Origin of the sequence: Pantoea sp. B566, from assembly GCF_024793925.1 — a bacterium.
Taxonomy (GTDB): Bacteria; Pseudomonadota; Gammaproteobacteria; order Enterobacterales; family Enterobacteriaceae; genus Pantoea; species Pantoea ananatis.
Map to the genome: position 1 here is coordinate 180,061 of NZ_JANUQL010000003.1, position 22,701 is coordinate 202,761.

Below are 22,701 nucleotides of genomic sequence, written 5' to 3' on the forward strand. Positions count from 1 at the left end.
AATATGTCACGACACAGCGAAACATCTGACGATGTACAAATGTGGGAAGGTAAGCTCAATTATAAAGAGGGCTTCTTTACCCAATTGCAAACCGAAGAATTTGCCAACGGCATCAATGAAGATGTGGTACGGGCAATTTCGGCTAAGCGTAACGAGCCAGAGTGGATGCTGGAGTTTCGTCTTAAAGCCTTTCGTGCCTGGCTGGAAATGGAAGAGCCGCACTGGCTGAAAGCGCATTACGAAAAGCTGGATTATCAGGACTACAGTTACTACTCCGCGCCATCGTGCGGAAACTGCGATGACACCTGTGCGTCTGAACCGGGCGCGACCCAGGCATCGGGCAGCGCCCCGGCCAGTGATTATCTGACGCAGGAAGTTGAGAACGCGTTTAATCAGTTGGGCGTTCCGGTACGTGAAGGTAAAGAAGTGGCCGTTGACGCCATCTTCGACTCCGTATCCGTATCCACGACCTATCGCAGCAAGCTGGCCGAGCAGGGAATTATCTTTTGCTCCTTTGGCGAAGCGATCCACGATCATCCAGAGCTGGTGAAAAAGTACCTGGGTACCGTGGTGCCACCCAATGATAACTTTTTTGCCGCGTTGAACTCTGCGGTAGCCTCCGACGGTACTTTCGTCTACATCCCGAAAGGGGTGCGTTGCCCGATGGAGCTGTCTACCTATTTCCGCATTAACGCTGCGAAAACCGGTCAGTTCGAACGTACGATTCTGATTGCAGATGAAGACAGCTACGTGAGCTACATCGAAGGCTGTTCCGCGCCCGTGCGTGACACCTACCAGCTGCACGCTGCGGTGGTAGAGGTCATCATTCATAAGAACGCGGAAGTGAAATATTCCACCGTTCAGAACTGGTTCCCGGGCGGTGAAGGCGAGGGCGGTATCCTCAACTTCGTCACCAAGCGCGCCTTGTGCGAAGGGGATTACAGCAAAATGTCGTGGACGCAGTCGGAAACCGGCTCGGCCATTACCTGGAAATATCCAAGCTGTATCCTGCGTGGCGATCACTCCGTGGGCGAGTTCTACTCGGTGGCACTGACCAGCGGACGCCAGCAGGCGGACACCGGTACCAAGATGATCCACATCGGCAAAAATACGAAGTCGACGATTATCTCTAAAGGTATTTCCGCCGGGAAAAGTCAGAATACCTACCGTGGCCTGGTAAAAATCATGCCCACGGCCACCAACGCACGTAACTTTACGCAGTGCGATTCTATGCTGATTGGTCCGGATTGTGGCGCGCATACGTTCCCGTATGTTGAAACCCGTAACAATACCGCTCAGCTGGAGCACGAAGCCACCACCTCACGTATCGGCGAAGATCAGATGTTCTACTGTCTGCAACGCGGCATCAGTGAAGAAGATGCGATTTCGATGATCGTGAACGGTTTCTGTAAAGACGTATTCTCTGAGCTGCCGCTGGAATTTGCAGTGGAAGCGCAAAAACTGTTAGCCATCAGCCTTGAGCACAGTGTGGGCTGATTGACGCCGTCACACGCGTTGCCGGAAGCAATGTGAAGGAATAAGCATGTTAAGTATTAAAGATTTACAGGTTAGCGTTGAAGACAAAGCGATTTTACGTGGTCTGAACCTTGAGATTAAGCCCGGCGAAGTTCATGCCATCATGGGACCTAACGGTTCGGGTAAGAGTACGCTGTCTGCGACCCTGGCCGGACGTGAAGACTATGAAGTCACCGGCGGTTCCGTAACCTTTAAGGGCAAGGATCTGCTGGAGCTGGAACCTGAGGAACGTGCAGGCGAAGGCATCTTTATGGCTTTCCAGTACCCGGTTGAAATCCCCGGCGTCAGCAACCAGTTTTTCCTGCAGACCTCCGTGAATGCGGTGCGCAAATACCGTCAGCAGGACGAGCTGGATCGCTTTGATTTCCAGGACTTCATTGAAGAAAAAATCGATCTGCTGAAAATGCCAGAAGATCTGCTGACGCGTTCCGTTAACGTAGGCTTCTCCGGTGGTGAGAAGAAGCGTAACGATATTCTGCAGATGGCGGCGCTGGAGCCGGATCTCTGCATTCTGGATGAAACCGACTCCGGTCTGGACATCGATGCCCTGAAAATCGTCGCCAATGGCGTAAACAGCCTGCGTGACGAAAAGCGTGCATTTATCATCGTAACCCACTATCAGCGTATTCTGGACTACATCAAGCCAGACTTCGTACACGTGCTGTATCAGGGTAAAATCGTAAAATCAGGCGATTTCTCGCTGGTGAAACAGTTGGAGGAGCAGGGCTATGGCTGGCTTACCGACGAAGAGTGATACCGCGCTGCAACAGTGGCACCACCTGTTTGAATCACGCGGTGAAATGCGTTCAATGCAGGCTCAGCAGCACTGGCAGCAGTTAATGCGTTTGGGCTTGCCCACCCGCAAACATGAAAACTGGAAATACACGCCGCTGGATGGCCTGCTGGCACATCACTTCGTGTTGCCTGAGGCGCACGAGCTCAGCGCTACGCAGGTTGATGCACTGTCGCTCCCGCTGGATACCGTACGTCTGGTTTTTGTCGACGGAAGATTCCAGCCTGCGCTGAGTAGCAGCGATACCGAACTGTTCGAGATTCAGCACAGCGTTGCGGCCGAGCGCCGCGACCTGCCTGCCGCCGTGCAGCCGGAGATTTTTCTGCACCTGACCGAAAGCCTGGCTGAAGAAGTCACGCATATTCGGCTGGCGCGTGGCAAGGCGGCGGCACGTCCGCTTTATCTGCTGCATATCACCAGCGGCAAAGACGACGGCATGAACACGGTGCATCATCGTCATCATCTGCAACTGGAAGAAAGCGCAGAAGCGGAAGTGATTGAGCACTTTGTCACGCTAAACGACAGCGCGCATTTTACCGGCGCCCGTTTCACCTTTGCCGTTGCGGACAATGCCAGGCTTCGTCACACCAAGCTGGCTTTTGAGAGCAGCAAAAGCTATCACTTTGCCCATAACGACATGGTGATCAACCGCGATGCGCAGGTGACCAGCACCAGCTTCTTACTGGGTGCTGGCCTGAGCCGTCACAATACCAGTACGCAACTGAACGGTGAGAACACCCAGCTGTCGCTGAACAGCCTGGTGCTGCCGGTGAATCAGGAAGTGGCGGATACCCGCACCTATCTTGAACACAACAAAGGCCACTGCCTGAGTCGCCAGATGCATAAAACCATCGTGCGTGACAAAGGCCGTGCGGTGTTTAACGGTCACATCAAAGTCGCGCAGCACGCACTCAAAACTGACGGACAGATGACCAATAACAACCTGTTGTTAGGCCGTCTGGCGGAAGTGGATACCAAGCCGCAGCTGGAAATTTACGCGGATGACGTGAAGTGCAGCCACGGGGCGACCGTAGGCCGTATTGATGACGAGCAGATGTTCTACCTGCGTTCTCGCGGCATTGAACAGGACGCGGCGCAGACCATGATCATCCATGCCTTTGCTGCCGAGTTAACCGAAACGCTGGATAATCCAATTCTGCGCCAGGCTGTGCTGCAGCGCATCGCGCAGCGCTTCCCGGGAGGCGACTCATGATGAACTTCGATCTCGAGCGTATCAGGGCGGATTTTCCCATCCTGAAGCGTGAGGTCAACGGTCATCCGCTGGCCTACCTTGACAGCGCCGCCAGCGCACAGCGTCCTCTGTCGGTCATCAATGCCGAAAGTCATTTCTACCAGCACGGCTACGCGGCCGTGCACCGCGGTATTCACACGCTCAGCCAGCAGGCGACCAGCGATATGGAAAACGTTCGCCAACAGGTGGCACGTTTTCTCAATGCGGCATCATCGGAAGAGATTGTTTTTGTAAAGGGAACGACGGAAGGGATCAATCTGGTCGCCAACAGCTGGGGCGGCAGTCAGCTTCAGCCCGGTGATAATCTGATTATCACGCAGATGGAGCACCATGCGAATATCGTGCCCTGGCAGATGGTGGCAGAGCGCTGCGGTGCCGAGATCCGGGTGCTGCCGCTGACCGACAACGGTGAGCTGGCGCTGGACCAACTGGCTGGTTTGATCGACAGCCGGACCCGCTTACTGGCGGTGACGCACGTTTCAAACGTGCTGGGCACGGTTAACCCGGTGAAAGCGATCGTCGCGCAGGCCAGAGCGGCTGGCGTCGTCACGCTGATTGACGGGGCTCAGGCTGTGATGCATAACACCGTTGACGTGCAGGACATCGACTGCGACTTCTATGTCTTCTCCGCCCATAAGCTCTATGGCCCGAATGGCATTGGCGTACTTTATGGCCGCAAGGCACTTCTGGATGCCATGCCGCCATGGGAAGGCGGTGGCTCGATGATTGGTGAAGTCCTGCTGCCAACCGGCACCACCTGGAATACGGCGCCATGGCGTTTTGAGGCCGGTACGCCAAACACCGGCGGCATTATTGGGCTGGGTGCGGCGCTGGACTATGTGCAGGCGCTGGGTCTGGATACGATTCATCAGCGTGAAACCGCATTGATGAACTATGCCCTTGATAAACTCTCATCCGTACCTGATATTCAGATTTACGGTCCGCAGCAGCGCGCAGGCGTGATTGCTTTTAACCTTGGCAAACACCACGCGTTTGACGTCGGCAGCTTCCTTGATCAGTACGGTATTGCGATTCGCACCGGACATCATTGCGCAATGCCGTTACTGCGCCACTATCAGGTGCCGGCGATGTGCCGTGCTTCCTTCACCTTCTACAACAGTGAAGAAGAGGTCGATCGCCTGGCGGCCGGCCTGACGCGTATTCATCGTCTGCTGGGCGGTTGAGCAGAGTAAACGGAGTGATTAATGGCGACGTTGCCAGAAAAAGAGAAACTGGTGCGCAACTTCAACCGTTGCGCCAACTGGGAAGAGAAGTACCTCTACATCATTGAATTGGGTGCCAAACTTCCGGAATCATCTGAAACACTGCATCAGCCCGAATATGCCATTACGGGCTGCCAGAGCCAGGTGTGGATCAAGATGACACCGCAGGCAGATGGCACCATCGGCTTTGAAGGTGACAGTGATGCAGCCATTGTTAAGGGATTGATAGCTATCGTATTTAGTCTCTATCAAAACCTGCAGCCCGCTGACATTGTGGCGCTGGATGTGCGCCACTGGTTCAGCGAACTGGCCCTGGTTCAGCACCTCACGCCAACGCGTTCGCAGGGGCTGGAAGCGATGATTAAGTCAATTCGCCATACCGCTCAGAACCTCAGCTAAGATACACTTCAAAGACGCCATCCGGCGTCTTTTTACTATCTGACGAGAAAACCGCATGAAACCTGCTTTGCGTTTAGCTGGTGCATTGCTGCTGACCTGTTTTGGGCTCTCTGCACCCGTTTTTGCCACGGAATACCCGTTACCGCCCGCCGACAGCCGCCTGATTGGTGAGAATGTGGTGACCCAGGTACCGGATAACAAACGTCCTCTTGAAGAGATTGCTGCGCGTTATCAGGTCGGGCTGCTGGGCATGTTGGAAGCGAACCCCGGTACCGATCCCTGGTTACCGAAACCGGGCACCCAGTTGACCATTCCTCTGCAGATGATTCTTCCGGACACGCCGCGTGAAGGCATTGTGGTGAACCTGGCCGAACTGCGGTTGTACTATTATCCAAAGGGCGAAGACAAGGTTATCGTGTATCCCATTGGCATTGGTCAGATGGGGATCGTCACGCCCATTATGGTGACCAGCATCAGCCAGAAAATACCCAATCCTACGTGGACGCCCACGGCGAATATCCGCAAGCGCTATGCCAAAGAGGGCATCACGCTGCCCGCCGTCGTGCCAGCAGGCCCGGATAACCCCATGGGGCTGCATGCGCTGCGTATGGCGCGTGGAACAGGCCAGTATCTTATCCACGGCACCAATGCCAATTTTGGTATCGGTATGCGCGTCAGTTCAGGCTGTATTCGTTTACGTACCGAGGATATCGAAGCGCTGTTCAATAGCGTGCCGGTAGGGACGCGGGTACAGATTATTAACCAACCGGTAAAGTTCAGCGTTGAACCTGATGGTAAGCGCTACGTTGAGGTGCATCAGCCGCTGTCACGTAATGAGAAGGAGGATCCGCAAACGGCTCCGTTAGCGCTCAGTGCGGACTTCAGATCCTTTATGAAGAGCGAGAAGAGTGACAGAGCGTTGATTAAAGCCACGCTGACGCGTCGCTCAGGCATGCCTGTGCTGGTCAGTGCGGGTGAGCCGATACAGGATGAGGCTGCGGCCTCTGCGTCATCCCAGCGCGCTGTGGGCGAGTAAGGCGGACGTCGTTATCCCGAACTGCAGACAAAAAAAATGGTGCCACAAGGGCACCATTTTTAAAACCAGAACTCTTACTTACGGTAAGAGTGAGCCTGGTTGTCCAGACGCTGGTTAGCGCGAGCTGCGTCATCTTTAGCAGCCTGAACGTCAGAACGCACTGCGTTCACGTCGTTGCTCAGCTGGTCAACTTTAGCGTTCAGAGTCTGAACGTCTGAAGACAGCTGGTCGATTTTAGCGTTGCTTGAGCAACCAGCCAGCAGAGTTGAACCCAGGATTACCGCGCCCAGTACCAGTTTAGTACGATTCATTATTTATACCCTCTAGATTGAGTTAATCTCCATGTAGCGTTACAAGTATTACACAAAGCTTTTTAACTTGAGAATAATTTTTTGATAAGAACATGCTTAAACATGATCGTTCGCTCAAAGAAGCAGCGAATTGAAGAACAACATAAAAAAATTTAGCTAAAACAGAGAGATTTAATCGGATTAACCTTAATTTGCAGCGCATTTTTATTGTCATTACGCGCTGGCTTTTTCCTGAATCTGTATTATGAAGACAATAAAAAAGCGCCTTTGAAGGCGCTTTTTAAAAAAAGAGGCGTTAAACGCGATATTACAGAACGTGTACCGATGCCGTATTGGTCGTTCCGCTGGGTACCAGCGCACCTGAAACCAGCACAACAACATCACCTTTCTGAGCAAAACCGCTTTCCAGCGCCGCTTCTTTACCCAGGTGATAGAAATCATCGGTAGAGGCAATTTCGCTGACCATACGGGTCTCGATCCCTTTGCTCAGAATCAACTGGCGCGCCGTGGTGGCGTTGGTGGTCAGTGCCAGGATGGTTGCATTAGGGAAGTACTTACGCACGGCCTTGGCTGATTTACCGCCTTCTGTGGCGACTACAATCAGTGGTGCTTCCAGTTTCTCGGCTGTCTCAACGGCACCGCGGCAAACGGCTTCGGTAATGCGCAGCTTACGGCTGTCATTCTGTCCGTCGATGCGTGGCTTCATCACGCGGTCGGTACGCTCACAGATGGTCGCCATGATGGTGACCGACTCCAGCGGATAGCGGCCTTTCGCGCTCTCGCCAGACAGCATCACCGCATCCGTTCCATCCAGAATGGCGTTAGCCACGTCGCCAGCTTCAGCGCGGGTTGGACGCGGGTTCTTGATCATGGAATCCAGCATCTGCGTCGCGGTGATGACAACTTTGCGGGCTTTATTACATTTTTTAATCATCATCTTCTGCGCGAAGATCACTTCTTCAACCGGGATTTCAACGCCCAGATCGCCACGCGCAACCATGATGCCGTCAGAGGCTTCGAGAATTTCGTCGAAGTTATTCAGGCCTTCCTGGTTTTCAATCTTGGAGATGATTTGAATGTTTTCGCCACCGTGCTGCTTCAGGTGTTCACGAATTTCCAGCACGTCTGAGCGTTTACGAATAAACGAGGCTGCAACAAAATCCACGCCTTGCTCACAACCAAAAATCAGATCGCGCTTGTCTTTCTCTGCCAGGGCAGGCAGCTGGATGGAAACGCCAGGCAGGTTCACGCCTTTGTTTTCGCCCAGATCGCCGTTGTTCAGCACTTCACACACAACGCTGTTCTCAGTGACTTCGGTGACCTGCATGCCGATCAGACCATCGTCGACCAGTACAGTGTTACCAATTTTGAGATCGTTCGCGAAGCCTGAGTAGGTCACGGCAACACGCTCGTTGTTACCAATCACGCTCTGGTCGGTGGTAAAGGTAAAGGTTTGACCGGCTTTCAGTGACACATCGTTGCCACCTTCCAGCTTCATGGTGCGGATTTCCGGCCCTTTGGTATCCAGCAGGATAGCCGCAGGAATGCCGGTTTTTTTCGTCACGGCACGCATGTTGGTAATACGCTGACCGTGTTCTGCATAGTCACCGTGAGAGAAGTTAAGACGCATGACGTTCATGCCTGCTTCAAGCAGCTGAGTCAGCATCTCTTCGGATTCGGTTTTTGGGCCGATTGTACAAACGATCTTAGTCTTTTTCATGACGGGTTATCTGTAAGTTGTGATGGATGAAAAACAGGATTTCGATGACAGTGCACCGAAATGAGAACTCTGGTTGAAATCGAAAAGGGCAGTACAGGATAAGAATAGGTGACGAAGGCCAGGCGTGCAGGGAAGTTGCGTGGTTAGCTTGGTTAACCACCGGGACGTTGTTGCGCAAACAATCTTTATTATCGTCATAAGCACGTAGTCGCTGAAACCTTTCAAGTAGGACAACGCGGCCAGTATAATCACTAAGTATGCGAAAACCAATCGAAAAACAGTACGTAAAGGTAATGTAAATCAAGAAAAGGGTTGTTGCGCAAAAGAAGAAAGGACGTAAAAAGAGTGGTGCGCTCTAATGGACTCGAACCATCGACCCCCACCATGTCAAGGTGGTGCTCTAACCAACTGAGCTAAGAGCGCATATCAAATTTGGTGCGTCCGAGTGGACTCGAACCACCGACCCCCACCATGTCAAGGTGGTGCTCTAACCAACTGAGCTACGGACGCACTTGGTGCGCTCTAATGGACTCGAACCATCGACCCCCACCATGTCAAGGTGGTGCTCTAACCAACTGAGCTAAGAGCGCAACACGCTGTCAGGGCGACAGCGGGGACGAATATTAACGGCAGCGTAAGAGGCTGGCAAGGGGAAAAACGCAAATTTGCCAATGAATGAACATCATCTGCGCGATGCGCCGTTTTTTTGAACGTAACGGGCCTTTTCGGGCCCGTTCAGCGAGTTAGCGAGACGCGCGCGTAAGAATTAATTCCGCAGGAAGCTGCTGCAAACGTCGCACGCGCCACAGCATCATAACGGCGGCCGACGTCAGGCCAACGATAAATCCACACCAGAAGCCTGCTGGCCCCATGCGCGGCACCACCCAGTCGGTCAGTGCCAGGATGTAACCAGAAGGTAAACCCAGCAACCAGTAAGCGATAAAGGTAATGAAGAAAATCGATCGCGTATCTTTATAACCGCGCAAAATTCCGCTGCCGATCACCTGAATAGAATCCGAAATCTGGTAAATCGCAGCCAGCATCATCAGTTGCGCAGCCAGCGTGACCACCGCGGGATTGTCGTTATAAAGCTGGGCAATTTGATGGCGAAAGGTCACGGTAAAAATGGCCGTAATCACCGCCATGCTTACGCCAACGCCCTGCGCGGTCCACGCGGCGACCCGCGCCTGCTCTGTCGAGCCCTGACCCAGCCGATAGCCAACGCGAATGGTGGCGGCAACGCCCATCGACAGCGGCAGGACAAACATCAGCGAACTGAAGTTCAGGGCAATCTGGTGCCCGGCGACGTTAACAATCCCCAACGGCGAGACTAACAGGGCCACCACGGCAAACAGGGTCACTTCAAAAAACAGCGCCAGCGCGACCGGCAAACCCAACCCTGTGAGACGTTGCAGGATAACGCGTGAAGGCGCTGACCAGCGGCTCTCTACGCGAATGTCTCGCATACTGCGCATTCGTCGTACCCAAAAACGCATGCAGAAGAACATGGCCCAGTACACCGAGGCCGTCGCCACGCCACAGCCTACGCCGCCCAGCGCCGGCATGCCGAAATGGCCGTAGATAAAAATGTAGTTCAGCGGGATATTCAGCATCAGCCCAAGAAAACCCAGCACCATCGCGGGCTTGGTTTTGGATAGCCCCTCGCACTGGTTACGCATAACCTGAAAAAACAGGTAGCCTGGCGCGCCAAACAGCAGGGCATGCAGATAGCCCTCGGCCTTTTCTGCCAGCAGCGGATCGATATCATGCATCGAGCGGATAACATACCCGGCATTCCACAGCACCAGCATGATGAGCAGAGAAAGGAAAAACGCCAGCCAAAAGCCCTGACGAAGTTGTTCAGCGATTCGCTCACGGCGACCTGAACCATTAAGTTGCGCAATGGTGGGCGTCAATGCCAGTAAAACACCATGACCAAACAGGATGGCGGGAAGCCAAATGGACGTGCCAACAGCAACGGCGGCCATATCCGTGGCGCTGACGGCGCCGGCCATAATGGTATCTACAAATCCCATCGCGGTTTGCGCCACCTGAGCCAGGATAACGGGGATCGCGAGGGCCAGCAATTGACGCGCTTCTGTTAAATACTTCTGCACGTAAACACCTGACTTATCTGATTAATAAAGAAATGAGGACTGCTTCAGACGAAGCAGGGCTTAGTGTAACTGGCGCGACCGATTTCTCCAATCTTTGTCACGCAATGCGTTTTGGACTTGTGCCGCCTGTCTCTCAGGCTGTTGAAACCTAACACTTAAGCATGGCTGTGTTAAACTGGCACAAATTTCGTAGAGGCAAAGACTATGTTTACCGGTATTGTGCAGGGCACCGCAGAAATCGTGTCCATTGAAGATAAAGGTCTGTTTCGCACCCATGTGGCCAGGCTTCCTGCTGACCTGTTGCCGGGTTTAGCGCTGGGCGCATCGGTTGCCCATAACGGTTGCTGCCTGACCGTCACCGAAATCAACGGCGATCTGGTGAGTTTTGACCTGATCAAAGAAACTCTGCGCGTGACCAATCTTGGTGATCTCAAGCAGGGCGATGTGGTGAATATCGAGCGGGCGGCAAAATTCAGCGATGAAATTGGCGGCCACCTGATGTCCGGCCACATCATGACCACGGCTGAAATCTGCAAAATTGTCCGCTCTGAAAACAACCGCGAAGTCTGGTTTAAAATTCAGGATCCTTTGCAGATGAAATATATCCTGCACAAAGGATTTGTGGGCATCGACGGTATCAGTCTGACCGTAGGCGACGTGACCAAAACAAAATTCTGCGTTTATCTTATCCCCGAGACGCTGGAGCGAACCACTCTCGGCGCCAAAACCTTCGGCGACAGAGTTAACATAGAAATCGATCCCCATACTCAGGCTATTGTGGACACGGTGGAGCGCGTCCTCGCCCAGCGTGAAGATGCCGCGCTCAGGGCACTGGCAGAGCAGGCCGATCAGCCCGAAACGGATCGGGATGAATAGCGGGAAATAACGTCAGCCGTGACCAAAGCGTTCCCCACAGGCCAGCAGGTTGCCGTGTCGCCCGCGGTCTTCCGGGACGACTGACGGCTGTGCAGTGTCAACCGCCCGGACGAAGACGCCCGGCGCGAATGTGCTGCAGCCCTGGACTGCGGTTTAAGATCGCGATTTTCCCGTCTGCGAAGGTGGGGGCAGACAGATAACGCGGCAACCGGGGTTACCGGCTGCCGTCCGCGTTCGGTCCGGACAGTATTGACCTTGCCACGGCGCGTTGCGCAATCATCGCGCCACCCGCAATCCACCCTCAACGCCACGGCTGAAGACAATCTGCCAGAGCTGAATCTCACGGGCGCGAAACGCGCCGGCGCAGGCGTTCAGGTAGTAGGAGAACATGCGTCGGAAACGTTCTTCATAACGTCCGGCCAGGTCAGGCCAGGCACGCTGGAAACGCTCATGCCAGGCCATCAGCGTGGTGTCGTAGTCAGCGCCGAAGTTGTGCCAGTCTTCCATAATGAAATGCGGTTCGCTGACGTCGGCAATATGGCGTAAAGAAGGCAGGCAGCCATTCGGGAAAATATACTTGCCGATCCACGGATCGACGTGCATATCCGTTTTGAGCGCGCCAATGGTATGCAGCAGAAAAATCCCGTCCGGCTTGAGGTTGCGATTGACCGTGGCAAAGTAGGTTGGGTAGTTTTTCGGCCCCACGTGTTCGAACATCCCCACCGAGACGATGCGGTCAAACTGCTGATTCAGATCGCGATAATCCTGAAGCAGGATAGTGACATCCAGCCCTTCGCAGCGTTGCTGCGCCAGCTTTTGTTGTTCTGCAGAGATCGTCACGCCCTGTACGCTGACGCCATAGTTTCTTGCTGCATAAGCCGCCAGACCGCCCCAGCCACAGCCAATATCCAGCAAGGTCATACCGGGTTTCAGTTGCAGCTTGCGACAGATCATGTCCAGTTTGGCTTCCTGTGCCGCCTCAAGCGTCGTGGCGTCTTTCCAGTAGCCGCAGGAGTATTGCATGTAAGGATCGAGCATCAGGGTAAAAAGGTCATTACCCAGATCATAGTGCGCTTTGCCGACTTGCCAGGCCCGTTTTTTCGACTGCAGGTTAACCAGGCGGGCCAGCGCAATGCGCACGATATCCTGCACGTGATGAGGAAGCTGCTCATCAAGCTTATGTTTCAACGCCCGATGAAAAAACATATCCAGCCTTTCGCACTCCCACCAGCCGTCCATATAACTTTCGCCCAGCCCCAGGGAGCCCTTTTGCAGGACGCGTTTAAAAAAATCGGGATGTTTAACCTGAATGTCCCATGGGCGGGAACCGTTGATTTCGATGTCTGCTTTTTGCAATAACTCATGAACGATACGGTACCAATGGTTTCGTTCGATATTCACTTCTGCTACACATGTTGAACTCATAGCCACTCCATCACCAGAACTGTCAGAACCTGAGAAAGAGCAGGAGCCGTTTCTCAGGATTATGAGAAAAGTCACAGATGACGCCTTGCGCCAGACAACCTTAAGCGTACAGAGAAAGGGTGCAATGCAGGGGCCAGCAGAGTGCATTTGCCCACAAAGACACCTTCACAGCGATGAGGCTGCGTCAAACATTGTTATTATGATGGTACGGCGAATCAGGGCCCGGCACAGGAGGCGCTGGCGGGCCCGTCACGTGTTGATCACTCAGACGACAAAAGTCGTTGCCTCAGTTATTATCCTGGCAGGGATGTGCCGTTGAGGCAATATCAGTTTGTGCGCCGGTGCGGCGCTGCATCTGATAGCCTGCCAGCGCCAGTACAATCGTCACCGCCATGATGAGCGTTGTGGTGAACAGCGCCTGGGTCAGGCCCGCCGAGACGGCCAGGCTGGCGACAAAGCACAGGCCCAGCTGCAGCGTGTTCTGCAGGGCGGCGGCTCTGCCGGTCGCATGGGGGAAGGGCAGAAGTGCACTGGATACGACGATGGGATAAATCGCCCCGTTCGCCAGCGCCATGCCGCAAAACGGCACCAGCAAAGCGGTGAGTGAAACCGAGCCTGACAGGGCGACGGCAAACAGGGCCAGTACGCTAAGGCTATAGACGATGAGCAGCCATGGCAGCAACTGCGCCCCTTTGAAACGGTTAAGGAGCGCACGGCAGCCAAAACCGCCGACTAAGAAAGCAATGGTCTGCGGAATATAGCTTAAGCCGATATCAGCAGGCGACAGGCCAATCGCTGCCAGAATAAACGGTGATCCGGTCAACCAGGCAAAAAAGCTGGCCGAGCAGGCAGAATACATCAGGACGTTACCGCTGTAGACGCGTGAACGCAGCAGCGTCATAAAACCGGGCTGTGACGGGGCCGGGCGGCGGGCTGTTTGTACCGATGGCAGGCGCAGCGTAATCAAGATCAGGGCTGCGGCAATCGCGGTCAGAACGACAAAAATTGAGCGCCAGTGAAAATGGCTAATCAGCCAGGCTCCCAGCAGCGGGGCCAGCGCAGGAGACAGCGCGACCAGCGGCATAATAGTGGCAAAGACTTTATTCGCGCGCGACTGAGGATAGCGATCGACCACCAGGGCCTGCCAGCTCACGGCAGCCGCGCACACGCCGATGGCCTGAATGAAGCGCAGCACCAGCATTAGTACGACGTCGTCCACCCACAGCATCCCCGCACAACCCAGCGCAAACAGGCTCAGTCCTGCCAGCAATACCGGTTTGCGGCCAATACGATCTGACAGCGGTCCCCATACCAGCTGACCACAGGCAAAACCCGCCAGGAACAGGCTCATACTGGCGCTGATCATCCCGGCGGAGGTGTTAAAACTTTGCTGCATGGCCCCGAAGGCGGGCAGGTACATATCGGTGGCCAGAAAGCCCAGCATACTGAGCACGGCAAGATAGGGAATGAATCCTTTAGAAGCTGACATCTGATTCTCATTTTTTGCAGGATAAACGCGGGGCAGTGTAAAAGCTGTACTTCATACTGTGAAACGGTAAAATTTGCCTGTTGCTGTTAAAAAATTTAAAGGCAGGATATGTGGTCTGAATATGCGCTTGAAGTGGTTGATGCGGTCGCGCGTGGCGGCAGTTTCAGTGCTGCGGCCCAGGAGTTGCACCGTGTACCTTCTGCCATCAGCTATACCGTTCGCCAGCTTGAAACCTGGCTGGCGGTACCGCTGTTTGAACGGCAGCACCGGGAGGTTGTTTTGACACCTGCGGGCGAACATTTTGTGCGAGAAGGCCGCAGCGTCATCAAAAAAATGGATGCCACGCGCCGTCAGTGCCAACAACTGGCCAACGGCTGGCGAGGGCAAATCGCGATTGCGGTGGACTGCATTGTGAAACCGCACCGAACCCGTCAGTTCGTCAGGGATTTCTACCGCCACTTTCCGGATATGGAGCTTCACATCAGTTATGAAGTGTTTAACGGCGTATGGGATGCGCTGGCTGACGGAAGAGTCGAGGTCGCAATAGGCGCGACTCAGGCGATTCCGGTGGGCGGGCGGTTTGCTTTCCGCGATATGGGAACCCTGAACTGGCGCTGCATCGTCGCGCGGGAACATCCGTTAACCCAGGTCGCCCGGCTGGATGATGAGGCGTTGCGCAACTGGCCTTCGCTGGTGCTGGAAGACACCTCGCGTGCGTTACCGCGCCGTATGACCTGGGCTCTGGATAATCAACGCCGACTGGTGGTGCCTGAATGGCAGACCGGGCTGGACTGCGTCCGGTCCGGGCTGTGCGTCGCAATGGTGCCGGGGCACTTAGCCCGCCCGCTACTGGACAGCGGCGAAGTGACCGAACTTAACTTGCCCCAGCCTTTTCCAGAAAGTCCCTGCTGCGTCAGTTGGGCGGAAGATCGCGCATCACCGGCATTGGGCTGGTTGCTCAATTACCTGGGTGATGCGCAAACGCTCAATCAGGAGTGGTTGAGCGAGGATTAGCGACGGTAGTCGCGATAGGGACCGTAGCCTACAGAGCGTCGCTCAATCAGTGTCGGATGCACTTCGATGGTTTGCGACTCTTCACGCTTGCTGGTAATGCGGTCCAGCAGCATCTCCAGAGCCTTCTCCCCCAGTTGCGCTTTTGGCTGGTGCACGGTAGTCAGTGCAGGCGTGAAATAGCGTGCGTTGCGCACATTATCGTAGCCAATCACCGAAATATCCTGCGGGACGCGCAGGCCCATTTCATCGGCGGCACAGATAGCGCCCATGGCCATAATATCGCCACCGCAGAACACCGCGCTTGGGCGCTGCTTCTGCGACAGAATTTGCTGCATAGCCTGATACCCGGATTCAGGCTCGAAATCGCCCTGCACAATCCACTCTGAACGCGGCTGAATTCCGGCTTCTTCCAGCGCCTTGAGGAAACCGGCATGACGGCCACCACCGGTGTTACGTTCCATTTGCCCTGGAATGGCACCAATATCGCGATGCCCGCGTTCGATGAGGTAGCGGCCGGCCAGATAACCGCCCTGAAACGCATTATCCAGCACCGTGTCAGTAAAATCGGCACGGGATTCGCCCCAGTCCATGACCACCATGGGAATATTGCGGTTGGCTTCCAGCATTTGCAGCAAATCATCCGGGTACTCAGAACACATGACCAGCAGCCCATCGACGCGCTTCTGCGCCATCATCGAGAGGTAGGCACGCTGTTTTTGCAGGTCGTTATGCGCGTTGCCTAAAATCAGGGTGTAGCCTTTATCAAAGCAGTGATTCTCCACGGCTTCAATAATTTCAGCGAAATAGGGCGCCTCGCTGGAGGTGGCCAAAAGGCCCAGCGTTTTGGTGTGATTCACCTTCAGGCTGCGTGCTACGGCGCTGGGTGAATAATGTAATTCCCGAATCGCTTCCCAGACCGCTTCGCGGGTATCTTCTGCGACAAAGCGCGTCTTATTGATGACGTGAGAAACGGTTGTGGTAGAGACGCCTGCACGTTTCGCCACATCTTTAATTGTTGCCATGAAAATCGAACTCCCGGGCTTATCTAACCTGTTGATAAGCATGTTGTTAAACGTTTGCGTCAGCGGACGGTTATTTCTGCAAAAAAATCGTTTTTCTGACCGGTTATGGGGCATCGGGGCAGGAAATAACGGTTGAAAAGGGTGCTGACGCAACCGATGTTGCGCGCTGTTGCGCAACAAAGAGGGGATTCTAACAAGGCTGCACGGATAAAACGAGATTTTTACCCACGCGTGTGGGAAAATGCTTAACCCCTACTAAAATTGTGCCTAAGGAGTTGTGATGAGTACCGATCTGAAACTGTCATTGATGACCACGGCGGCTGCACTGTTGATGATTATTGCGTTCAGCTTTACCGCCATTCTGAACTAATAAAAAAGCCGGGAAGGTTTCCCTGTCCCGGCTGCGTTCCGTCGGTATGACGGAGGAGTGACGTTTAGCGAACGGTTTTTGGCGTCATGACGCGACGCGCACCAATATAGTGGCGCTGCCAGTAATCTTCGCTTAACGCACTGATTTGAATGTCCTTTCCGGTACGCGGTGACTGAATAAATTTACCGTTACCCAGGTAAACACCCACGTGGTCGGCCGTGCCACGTCCGTTGATGCGGAAAAACACCAGATCGCCTTTCTCCAGCGCTTCCCGATTCACCGGCGCGGCATCCCGCAGGTGATACATTTCATTTGCAGTACGCGGAATTTTAAATTTCACCACATCTTTGTAGGCGTACCACACCAGGCCGCTGCAGTCGAAACCGGTATGCGGCGATTTTCCGCCCCACTGGTAGCGCTTGCCCAGCTGTCCCATCAGTTTCGCCATCGCCGTTTCACGTGCTTTTTGATAGCGCTGACGGTGTGCGTTGCTCATTTTGATGGTGCCGGTATCCTTGCTGTCCGCTTTCGCCACCTTCACCGCGCGTTGATGACCATAGCGTTTCTTGCTGGTGGCGTTGGCGGCCACTTTTTTGGTGAGCTTCTTGTGTGAATCAGTCGCTTTGGTCAGGGTTTTGTGAGAGGCAACCGCGTGAGAGGGATTTTTACTGGTTTTAAGCGTTTTGCTGGATTTCTGCTCTGCGGAGGAACGGCTTTTTTTCGCCGACGCTTTAACCGTGCGTCGCTTGCGCCGCTCATCTTCGCGCGCACTTTTTTTCTCTACCTTATGCAAGCTGGCCTTAACCGGCGCCTGCGGTGATGCAGAGGCGACGTTAAAGAACAGTTGCGCAAAAGCCAGAATAAGAAGCGTAATAATTGAACGCATAGTCCGTTTACTGGTTAAGCTGTCAGGTTCAACAGATATCTGACAAGGTTAAGAAAAATCTGATCAACGATCAGCGCCGAAGACATTCTAGTCCAGTTTTTTTTAAAACAGTAAGTCCTTTTTTTATTAATTAATAACTTGGGTAAAAAGCAGGCATAAATAAGCAATTTCAGCAGGTTAACTCAGCAAAATTATTGCAAATTATTAATGCATTCACCTTTTGGATCCCGATGAGCGGGTGGATAGCGCGCAAGCGGACTTAACAAACATGGCGGTTTGCCCTAACGGGAAGAAAATCTCATTTTCAGTCCTGAAGGGAAGTCGCTACAATAAAGAAACACGAAGTGACGAATTAAGGAAGGCAATAATGAGTACTGTAGAAAAAATTCAGCGCCAGATCGCAGAAAACCCGATCCTGCTGTACATGAAAGGTTCGCCGAAACTGCCAAGTTGCGGTTTCTCTGCCCAGGCGGTTCAGGCGCTGTCTGCCTGTGGTGAGCGCTTCGCTTACGTGGATATTCTGCAGAACCCGGATATTCGCGCAGAGCTGCCAAAGTATGCTAACTGGCCAACCTTCCCTCAGCTGTGGGTCGATGGCGAACTGGTTGGCGGCTGTGACATTATTGTTGAGATGTTCCAGCGTGGTGAATTACAACCGCTGGTCAAAGAAACCGCTGAGAAGTTTAAAGAAGCGGAATAATAAAAAAGGCCGACATCGTCGGCCTTTTCTTCGTTTAACGGGCGTTTACTCCGCCGCGCCCTGATCTTCTGTTGCCTCTTCCGCTAGAGCCAGCGGCCAGCCTCCCAGACGTTTCCAGCGATTGACCAGTTCGCAGAACAGCGTGGCCGTTTGCTGCGTGTCATACAGCGCAGAGTGCGCCTGACTGCTGTCAAATTCCATCCCGGCCGCTTTGCAGGCTTTGGCCAGTACCGTCTGACCCAGCACTAACCCGCTCAGAGCGGCCGTGTCGAAAGTGGCAAAAGGATGAAACGGATTCCGTTTCAGGCTGGCGCGTTCGGCGGCGGCATTCATAAAATTAAGATCGAAGGTGGCATTATGCGCCACCATGATCGCGCGATTGCACCCGGTATCTTTAATGCCTTTGCGCACCAGTTTAAAAATGGCATGCAAGGCTTCGTATTCGCTCACCGCGCCCCGTAACGGATTGCTGGGATCGATGCCGGTAAAGGCAAGGGCTTCCGGATGCAGCAGAGCGCCGACAAAAGGTTCAACATGAAAATGCAGTGTCTGGTCGTGATGAAGCCAACCCTCGTCATCCATTTTCAGCGTAATGGCCGCGACTTCCAGCAGCGCATCGGTTTGCGCATTGAAGCCCGCCGTTTCCACATCGATAACCACGGGATAGAAACCACGAAAGCGTTGATTGAGTGCGTTGGGGGAAGACGATTCAGACATCAGGATCTCATTGCAGAAAAAGGGCAGCGCGTAGTATGCCAAAAAAGCGCCCCGTCTGCAGCAGGTACAGGTAAGGGAAGCAAGAATCAGCCCGCGTTGCGCGGGCTGATGTTGACGGCTTAGCTGCCGAGGCCGTGTCCGGCATGTTTATTTTCGATCAGTTCGATTTTATAACCGTCTGGATCTTCAACAAAGGCAATGATCGTGGTGCCACCTTTGACCGGGCCGGCTTCACGCGTCACGTTACCGCCGTCGTTACGGATGCGCTCGCAGGTTGCGGCAACATCATCAACGCCCAACGCGATGTGACCATAAGCGTTACCGAGATCGTAGCTGTCAACGCCCCAGTTGTAGGTCAGCTCAATAACGGCACCTTCGCTCTCTTCGGTGTAGCCCACAAACGCCAGGGTATATTTATATTCAGCGTTTTCGCTTTGGCGCAGCAGGCGCATGCCCAGCACGCGAGTGTAAAAATCAATGGAGCGTTGCAAATCGCCAACGCGCAGCATGGTATGAAGTAAACGCATAGCTTCCTCTTTTGAAAAACGTCATCCCCGGATGACACAAACACTCAGTATAGCGACGATAATCGCCAAAGAATAACCGCAGCCGTGAAAGACTCACGGCTGCCTGCGTTTTACAGTGCAGGATAGTCAGTATAGCCTTCAGCGCCGCCACCGTAGAAGGATTCGGGACGCTGTGGATTCAGTGGTGCATCTTGTTGTAAACGCTGGGCCAGATCCGGGTTAGCGATGTAATCCCGACCAAAGGCAACGGCATCGATCAAGCCGCGGCTGATAAGATCATCCGCTTTCTCAACGGTGTAAGCGCCAGCGCCAATAATTACGCCCGGGAAGGTATCACGGACTTTCTGACGGAAGGCGTCGCTGTAAGGTGTACCGCCTGCCCAGTCAGGTTCTGACATATGCAGATAGGCAATCTTGCGTTTCGCCAGTTCAGCGATGTACCACAGTGCATCTTCTTCTTCGTTCGGGCCATTATCCAGGTTCTGGAAGCTGCCGACAGGAGAGACACGGATACCAACACGATCCGCTGACCAGTTGGCAATCGCGGCATCGACCACTTCAAGCGCAAAACGTCCGCGTTTCTCAACGCTGCCGCCGTACTCATCGGTACGCTGATTCGAGGACGGTGACAGGAACTGGTGCATCAGATAGCCGTGAGCGGAGTGCAGTTCCAGCATGTCGAAGTCTGCTTCCCGCGCATTGGCAGCGGCCTGACCAAAATCGGCAACGATTTGCTGAATTTCACTGATGCTCAGTTCGCGCGGCACTGAGGTATCTTCGCGATACACGCTGCCGTCTTCGGCACGCAGGGAAGTGCGTGTGCCTGCGGGAATCGCCGAAGGCGCAACCGGCGCTTTACCTTCCGGCTGGACGCTGTTGTGTGAAATACGGCCGGTGTGCCACAGCTGTACGGCACTGTGTCCGCCTGCCTGGTGGATACCTTCGTTGATATTTTTCCACGCGGCGATTTGCTGCTGGGTGTGCAAACCCGGCGCACCCGCATAGCCTTTGGCCTGGAAAGAAATCTGGGTCGCTTCGGTAATAATCAGGCCCGCCCCGGCGCGCTGACGATAGTATTCGGCCATCAACGGCGTCGGGATATCGCCTGGCTCAATGCTACGCAAGCGCGTCAGCGGGGCCATAAAGACACGATTAGGCACGGTAATTGCGCCAACTTTTAGCGGACGAAACAGCTGAGTACTCGCCATAACAACTCCTTTTAAGTAGACCGGTCGTCTACAAATTGTGGTTTTTTTAAACCAGTGGCGCTTTCAGCCACTGTTCGATGGTAATAAACGCCAGCCGCAGGGGCTGTGCCTTACGGGAAAGCTTGCTTTGCAAACTGGCACCGAGCCACAAGACATAGAGTAGCTCTGCCAGCTGTTCAGGCGGATGCGGCAATATCAGTCCTTCTTCCTGCTGTGCCGTCGTTAAGGCGCGGCTATAAGCCGCGATAACATGACTGGCACCGTGCTGCAGGGCACCGCGCATGGGTTCAGACAGGTCACAAACTTCAGCCGACAGTTTCACACTCAGACAACCGACGATGTGCCCCTGTTGTTCAAACACCGCAAGCGCATGTCTGAAATGGTCTAACAATCGTTCTCTCACCGTGCCCGCTGGCTGAGACAACTGTTGCTCTACCTCATGCAGGTAGCGGACAAAGTAGCGCTCAAGCAGGGCAACGCCAAACGCTTCTTTTGACGGGAAATAGTAATAAAACGACCCTTTCGGAATGGCCGCCTGTGTCAGCAGCTGACTCAGCCCCATGGCGGTAAATCCGCGCTGCAGGCAAAGCTTCTCGCCCGTTATCAGCAGGTGTTCACGTGTTTCATGACGTTGTGGCATCTTGTTCATGGGCTTTATCCTGGTAGACCAATCGGTCTAATGCAAATTTTAATCGCGGGACAGGCACAGAGTGTTAAATCATCACGTATTGAAAGTGAATAAATCGTCCTTGTTGTGATTATTTCTTGCACAATCGCACCAGTCTGTCTTCAATAGAGGGATGCACGTTTTAGCGGGGGCAGTTGTGGCAGAGCAGCTTGAGTTTTTTCCGGTTCCCAGTCCATGCCGGAGTATTTGTCAGACAGATTCACGTGGCTATTGTCTCGGTTGCCTGCGCAGCCGCGACGAGCGTTTTAACTGGATGCGCTATACCGACAGCCAGAAACGTGACGTGCTGCGCCTTTGCCATCAGCGCCGCCTGCGTATGCTGCGTCAGCAGCATAAGGATGAGCCTCAGGAACCCCAGCAACCGACCTTGTTCTGACCCCCGCACGATTTCCGTTATACTCCCTGACAGACAACCAGCCGCTTTTGTGTCAAAGGGAGAACACGATGTTACAACCGCAAGCTATTGCGCCACAGGGCCCCCACTTTTCCCCGCTGATTATGGGCTACTGGCGCCTGATGGAGTGGGACATGACGCCACAGCAACGGGTCGCCTTTATTGAACACCATCTTTCACTGGGAATTTCCACGGTCGATCATGCTGATATTTATGGTGATTACCGTTGCGAGGCGGCGTTTGGTGAAGCATTAAAACAGGCACCCTCGCTGCGCCAGCGGCTTCAGATTGTCACGAAATGCGGCATTGCGACGCGCGCCAAACCCGAACATCAGATTGGCCATTACATCACCGATACCGCACACATTCTTGCCAGCGCAGAGCGTTCGCTGCAGGCTTTTCACACCGATTATCTCGACCTCCTGTTGATTCATCGGCCCGATCCCCTTATGGACGCCGATGACATTGCCGATGCGTTTCTTCAACTGCATCAGGCCGGTAAAGTGCTTCATTTCGGCGTGTCCAATTTTACACCTGCGCAGTTTGCCCTGTTGCAGTCGCGTCTGCCTTTTAGCCTGGTCACTAATCAACTTGAAATCTCTCCCGTTCAGCAAAACGTGCTGCTGGATGGTTCGCTGGATCACTGCCAGCAGCAGCGCCTGCGCCCTATGGCATGGTCCTGTCTCGGGGGCGGACGTCTGTTCAGCGATCCCCATTTCCAGCCGTTACGTGACGAGCTGGCGCGGGTCCGAGAGGAGACAGGCGCATCCAGTCTGGAACAGGTTGTCTACGCGTGGGTGATGCGCCTGCCGAGCAAGCCGTTACCTATCATCGGCTCCGGCAAAACCCAGCGCGTCACCGAGGCGGCGGGGGCCGTGGATCTGTCGCTCAGTCGCCAACAGTGGTTCCGTATTCGTAAAGCAGCGCTGGGCTACGACGTACCCTGAGCGTAAACATTCGTCAATTTGCGGCAATCTTTGCGCACTGAGGCCAGGCTT

General features: G+C 54.1%; 23 protein-coding genes and 3 tRNA genes. 12 read left to right on the forward strand and 14 right to left on the reverse strand.

Annotated elements, in window-relative coordinates:
• The first annotated feature begins 3 nt into the window (after window positions 1-3).
• From sufB to NYE92_RS02580, 6 genes are read left to right on the forward strand one after another with little or no spacing between them, the layout of a single operon-like run.
• The gene (sufB, locus tag NYE92_RS02555; protein ID WP_013025594.1) at window positions 4-1,497 is read left to right on the forward strand and encodes a Fe-S cluster assembly protein SufB; all 1,494 of its coding nucleotides are present in this window, start codon (window positions 4-6) and stop codon (window positions 1,495-1,497) included.
• A gap of 46 nt (window positions 1,498-1,543) precedes the next feature.
• Entirely contained in the window at window positions 1,544-2,290 is a 747-nt protein-coding gene (sufC, locus tag NYE92_RS02560) for a Fe-S cluster assembly ATPase SufC (RefSeq protein ID WP_013025595.1), read from the forward strand.
• Window positions 2,265-3,542, forward strand: a complete 1,278-nt coding sequence (gene sufD / locus NYE92_RS02565) for a Fe-S cluster assembly protein SufD (protein WP_259018479.1) — start codon at window positions 2,265-2,267, stop codon at window positions 3,540-3,542. Before sufC ends, sufD begins: the two co-directional genes overlap by 26 nt.
• Complete coding sequence (gene sufS / locus NYE92_RS02570) at window positions 3,542-4,765, forward strand: cysteine desulfurase SufS (RefSeq protein WP_105078592.1); 1,224 nt, start codon at window positions 3,542-3,544, stop codon at window positions 4,763-4,765. The genes sufD and sufS overlap by 1 nt, the downstream gene beginning before the upstream one ends.
• 21 nt (window positions 4,766-4,786) lie before the next feature.
• Window positions 4,787-5,203 (forward strand): cysteine desulfuration protein SufE, encoded by a 417-nt coding sequence (gene sufE / locus NYE92_RS02575; RefSeq protein WP_014593602.1) that lies wholly within the window; start codon window positions 4,787-4,789, stop codon window positions 5,201-5,203.
• A 55-nt stretch (window positions 5,204-5,258) separates the two neighbouring features.
• Window positions 5,259-6,239 (forward strand): L,D-transpeptidase family protein, encoded by a 981-nt coding sequence (locus tag NYE92_RS02580; RefSeq protein WP_013025599.1) that lies wholly within the window; start codon window positions 5,259-5,261, stop codon window positions 6,237-6,239.
• A 74-nt stretch (window positions 6,240-6,313) separates the two neighbouring features.
• On the opposite strand, the gene NYE92_RS02585 is transcribed toward NYE92_RS02580, so the two are convergent.
• From NYE92_RS02585 to NYE92_RS02610, 6 genes are all read right to left on the reverse strand, one after another.
• On the reverse strand, window positions 6,314-6,550 hold the full coding sequence (locus tag NYE92_RS02585; protein WP_006118977.1) for a major outer membrane lipoprotein: 237 nt from the start codon (window positions 6,548-6,550) through the stop codon (window positions 6,314-6,316).
• Window positions 6,551-6,857: 307 nt separating this feature from the next.
• Window positions 6,858-8,270: a pyruvate kinase PykF gene (gene pykF, locus NYE92_RS02590; protein WP_013025600.1), complete on the reverse strand. Its 1,413-nt coding sequence runs from the start codon at window positions 8,268-8,270 to the stop codon at window positions 6,858-6,860.
• Window positions 8,271-8,616: 346 nt separating this feature from the next.
• Window positions 8,617-8,693: transfer RNA gene (locus NYE92_RS02595), tRNA-Val, on the reverse strand.
• 10 nt (window positions 8,694-8,703) lie between these two features.
• A tRNA-Val gene (locus NYE92_RS02600) sits at window positions 8,704-8,780 on the reverse strand.
• A 3-nt stretch (window positions 8,781-8,783) separates the two neighbouring features.
• Window positions 8,784-8,860, reverse strand: a tRNA-Val gene (locus tag NYE92_RS02605).
• Window positions 8,861-9,013: 153 nt separating this feature from the next.
• Window positions 9,014-10,387 carry an MATE family efflux transporter gene (locus NYE92_RS02610; RefSeq protein WP_014593604.1) on the reverse strand — a complete coding sequence of 458 codons (1,374 nt, stop codon included), beginning with the start codon at window positions 10,385-10,387 and terminating at the stop codon, window positions 9,014-9,016.
• Window positions 10,388-10,591: 204 nt separating this feature from the next.
• Here NYE92_RS02610 and NYE92_RS02615 point away from each other — a divergent pair, with 204 nt between their 5' ends.
• Window positions 10,592-11,263, forward strand: coding sequence for a riboflavin synthase (locus NYE92_RS02615; protein ID WP_014605957.1), 672 nt, complete (start codon window positions 10,592-10,594; stop codon window positions 11,261-11,263).
• Between the two features lie 276 nt (window positions 11,264-11,539).
• Here the strand turns inward: NYE92_RS02615 and cfa are convergent, their stop codons facing one another.
• The gene (gene cfa / locus NYE92_RS02620; RefSeq protein ID WP_014605956.1) at window positions 11,540-12,688 is read right to left on the reverse strand and encodes a cyclopropane fatty acyl phospholipid synthase; all 1,149 of its coding nucleotides are present in this window, start codon (window positions 12,686-12,688) and stop codon (window positions 11,540-11,542) included.
• Between the two features lie 286 nt (window positions 12,689-12,974).
• On the reverse strand, window positions 12,975-14,177 hold the full coding sequence (punC, locus tag NYE92_RS02625) for a purine nucleoside transporter PunC (protein WP_013025605.1): 1,203 nt from the start codon (window positions 14,175-14,177) through the stop codon (window positions 12,975-12,977).
• 108 nt (window positions 14,178-14,285) lie between these two features.
• On the opposite strand from punC, the gene punR reads away from it, so the two are divergent.
• Complete coding sequence (punR, locus tag NYE92_RS02630; protein WP_014593608.1) at window positions 14,286-15,191, forward strand: DNA-binding transcriptional activator PunR; 906 nt, start codon at window positions 14,286-14,288, stop codon at window positions 15,189-15,191.
• Here punR and purR read toward each other — a convergent pair.
• The gene (purR, locus tag NYE92_RS02635) at window positions 15,188-16,213 is read right to left on the reverse strand and encodes an HTH-type transcriptional repressor PurR (RefSeq protein WP_014605954.1); all 1,026 of its coding nucleotides are present in this window, start codon (window positions 16,211-16,213) and stop codon (window positions 15,188-15,190) included. The two genes, punR and purR, sit on opposite strands and share 4 nt — an antisense overlap.
• Before the next feature lie 280 nt (window positions 16,214-16,493).
• On the opposite strand from purR, the gene NYE92_RS02640 reads away from it, so the two are divergent.
• A complete protein-coding gene (locus tag NYE92_RS02640; protein WP_019105306.1) occupies window positions 16,494-16,583 on the forward strand; it encodes a YnhF family membrane protein in 90 nt (29 codons plus the stop codon).
• Window positions 16,584-16,647: 64 nt separating this feature from the next.
• Here NYE92_RS02640 and NYE92_RS02645 read toward each other — a convergent pair whose 3' ends face one another.
• Window positions 16,648-17,469 (reverse strand): C40 family peptidase, encoded by an 822-nt coding sequence (locus NYE92_RS02645; protein ID WP_014593610.1) that lies wholly within the window; start codon window positions 17,467-17,469, stop codon window positions 16,648-16,650.
• Window positions 17,470-17,833: 364 nt separating this feature from the next.
• Between NYE92_RS02645 and NYE92_RS02650 the strand changes: the two genes are divergently transcribed.
• Window positions 17,834-18,169, forward strand: coding sequence for a Grx4 family monothiol glutaredoxin (locus NYE92_RS02650; protein ID WP_170934913.1), 336 nt, complete (start codon window positions 17,834-17,836; stop codon window positions 18,167-18,169).
• A 45-nt stretch (window positions 18,170-18,214) separates the two neighbouring features.
• Here NYE92_RS02650 and rnt read toward each other — a convergent pair whose 3' ends face one another.
• From rnt to NYE92_RS02670, 4 genes are all read right to left on the reverse strand, one after another.
• Window positions 18,215-18,886 carry a ribonuclease T gene (rnt, locus tag NYE92_RS02655; protein ID WP_029569947.1) on the reverse strand — a complete coding sequence of 224 codons (672 nt, stop codon included), beginning with the start codon at window positions 18,884-18,886 and terminating at the stop codon, window positions 18,215-18,217.
• Between the two features lie 119 nt (window positions 18,887-19,005).
• Complete coding sequence (gene gloA / locus NYE92_RS02660) at window positions 19,006-19,413, reverse strand: lactoylglutathione lyase (RefSeq protein ID WP_013025612.1); 408 nt, start codon at window positions 19,411-19,413, stop codon at window positions 19,006-19,008.
• 110 nt (window positions 19,414-19,523) lie between these two features.
• Window positions 19,524-20,621 carry an alkene reductase gene (locus tag NYE92_RS02665; RefSeq protein ID WP_029568733.1) on the reverse strand — a complete coding sequence of 366 codons (1,098 nt, stop codon included), beginning with the start codon at window positions 20,619-20,621 and terminating at the stop codon, window positions 19,524-19,526.
• Between the two features lie 46 nt (window positions 20,622-20,667).
• Window positions 20,668-21,270, reverse strand: a complete 603-nt coding sequence (locus NYE92_RS02670) for a TetR/AcrR family transcriptional regulator (protein WP_022622467.1) — start codon at window positions 21,268-21,270, stop codon at window positions 20,668-20,670.
• Between the two features lie 175 nt (window positions 21,271-21,445).
• On the opposite strand from NYE92_RS02670, the gene NYE92_RS02675 reads away from it, so the two are divergent.
• Window positions 21,446-21,685, forward strand: a complete 240-nt coding sequence (locus NYE92_RS02675; protein ID WP_071785158.1) for a DUF1289 domain-containing protein — start codon at window positions 21,446-21,448, stop codon at window positions 21,683-21,685.
• Between the two features lie 68 nt (window positions 21,686-21,753).
• Entirely contained in the window at window positions 21,754-22,650 is an 897-nt protein-coding gene (locus tag NYE92_RS02680; protein ID WP_259018481.1) for an aldo/keto reductase family oxidoreductase, read from the forward strand.
• Window positions 22,651-22,701 lie beyond the last annotated feature (51 nt).

What these genes read in the sequence shown, in the direction of transcription:
- rnt (WP_029569947.1), bottom strand. Translation starts at nt 18,886, where the DNA reads ATGTCTGAATCGTCTTCCCCCAACGCACTCAATCAACGCTTTCGTGGT.
- sufS (WP_105078592.1), top strand. Translation starts at nt 3,542, where the DNA reads ATGAACTTCGATCTCGAGCGTATCAGGGCGGATTTTCCCATCCTGAAG.
- purR (WP_014605954.1), bottom strand. Translation starts at nt 16,213, where the DNA reads ATGGCAACAATTAAAGATGTGGCGAAACGTGCAGGCGTCTCTACCACA.
- NYE92_RS02645 (WP_014593610.1), bottom strand. Translation starts at nt 17,469, where the DNA reads ATGCGTTCAATTATTACGCTTCTTATTCTGGCTTTTGCGCAACTGTTC.
- sufD (WP_259018479.1), top strand. Translation starts at nt 2,265, where the DNA reads ATGGCTGGCTTACCGACGAAGAGTGATACCGCGCTGCAACAGTGGCAC.
- punR (WP_014593608.1), top strand. Translation starts at nt 14,286, where the DNA reads ATGTGGTCTGAATATGCGCTTGAAGTGGTTGATGCGGTCGCGCGTGGC.
- NYE92_RS02615 (WP_014605957.1), top strand. Translation starts at nt 10,592, where the DNA reads ATGTTTACCGGTATTGTGCAGGGCACCGCAGAAATCGTGTCCATTGAA.
- NYE92_RS02680 (WP_259018481.1), top strand. Translation starts at nt 21,754, where the DNA reads ATGTTACAACCGCAAGCTATTGCGCCACAGGGCCCCCACTTTTCCCCG.
- NYE92_RS02640 (WP_019105306.1), top strand. Translation starts at nt 16,494, where the DNA reads ATGAGTACCGATCTGAAACTGTCATTGATGACCACGGCGGCTGCACTG.
- NYE92_RS02670 (WP_022622467.1), bottom strand. Translation starts at nt 21,270, where the DNA reads ATGAACAAGATGCCACAACGTCATGAAACACGTGAACACCTGCTGATA.
- punC (WP_013025605.1), bottom strand. Translation starts at nt 14,177, where the DNA reads ATGTCAGCTTCTAAAGGATTCATTCCCTATCTTGCCGTGCTCAGTATG.
- sufC (WP_013025595.1), top strand. Translation starts at nt 1,544, where the DNA reads ATGTTAAGTATTAAAGATTTACAGGTTAGCGTTGAAGACAAAGCGATT.
- NYE92_RS02585 (WP_006118977.1), bottom strand. Translation starts at nt 6,550, where the DNA reads ATGAATCGTACTAAACTGGTACTGGGCGCGGTAATCCTGGGTTCAACT.
- sufE (WP_014593602.1), top strand. Translation starts at nt 4,787, where the DNA reads ATGGCGACGTTGCCAGAAAAAGAGAAACTGGTGCGCAACTTCAACCGT.
- NYE92_RS02665 (WP_029568733.1), bottom strand. Translation starts at nt 20,621, where the DNA reads ATGGCGAGTACTCAGCTGTTTCGTCCGCTAAAAGTTGGCGCAATTACC.
- NYE92_RS02580 (WP_013025599.1), top strand. Translation starts at nt 5,259, where the DNA reads ATGAAACCTGCTTTGCGTTTAGCTGGTGCATTGCTGCTGACCTGTTTT.
- cfa (WP_014605956.1), bottom strand. Translation starts at nt 12,688, where the DNA reads ATGAGTTCAACATGTGTAGCAGAAGTGAATATCGAACGAAACCATTGG.
- pykF (WP_013025600.1), bottom strand. Translation starts at nt 8,270, where the DNA reads ATGAAAAAGACTAAGATCGTTTGTACAATCGGCCCAAAAACCGAATCC.
- gloA (WP_013025612.1), bottom strand. Translation starts at nt 19,413, where the DNA reads ATGCGTTTACTTCATACCATGCTGCGCGTTGGCGATTTGCAACGCTCC.
- sufB (WP_013025594.1), top strand. Translation starts at nt 4, where the DNA reads ATGTCACGACACAGCGAAACATCTGACGATGTACAAATGTGGGAAGGT.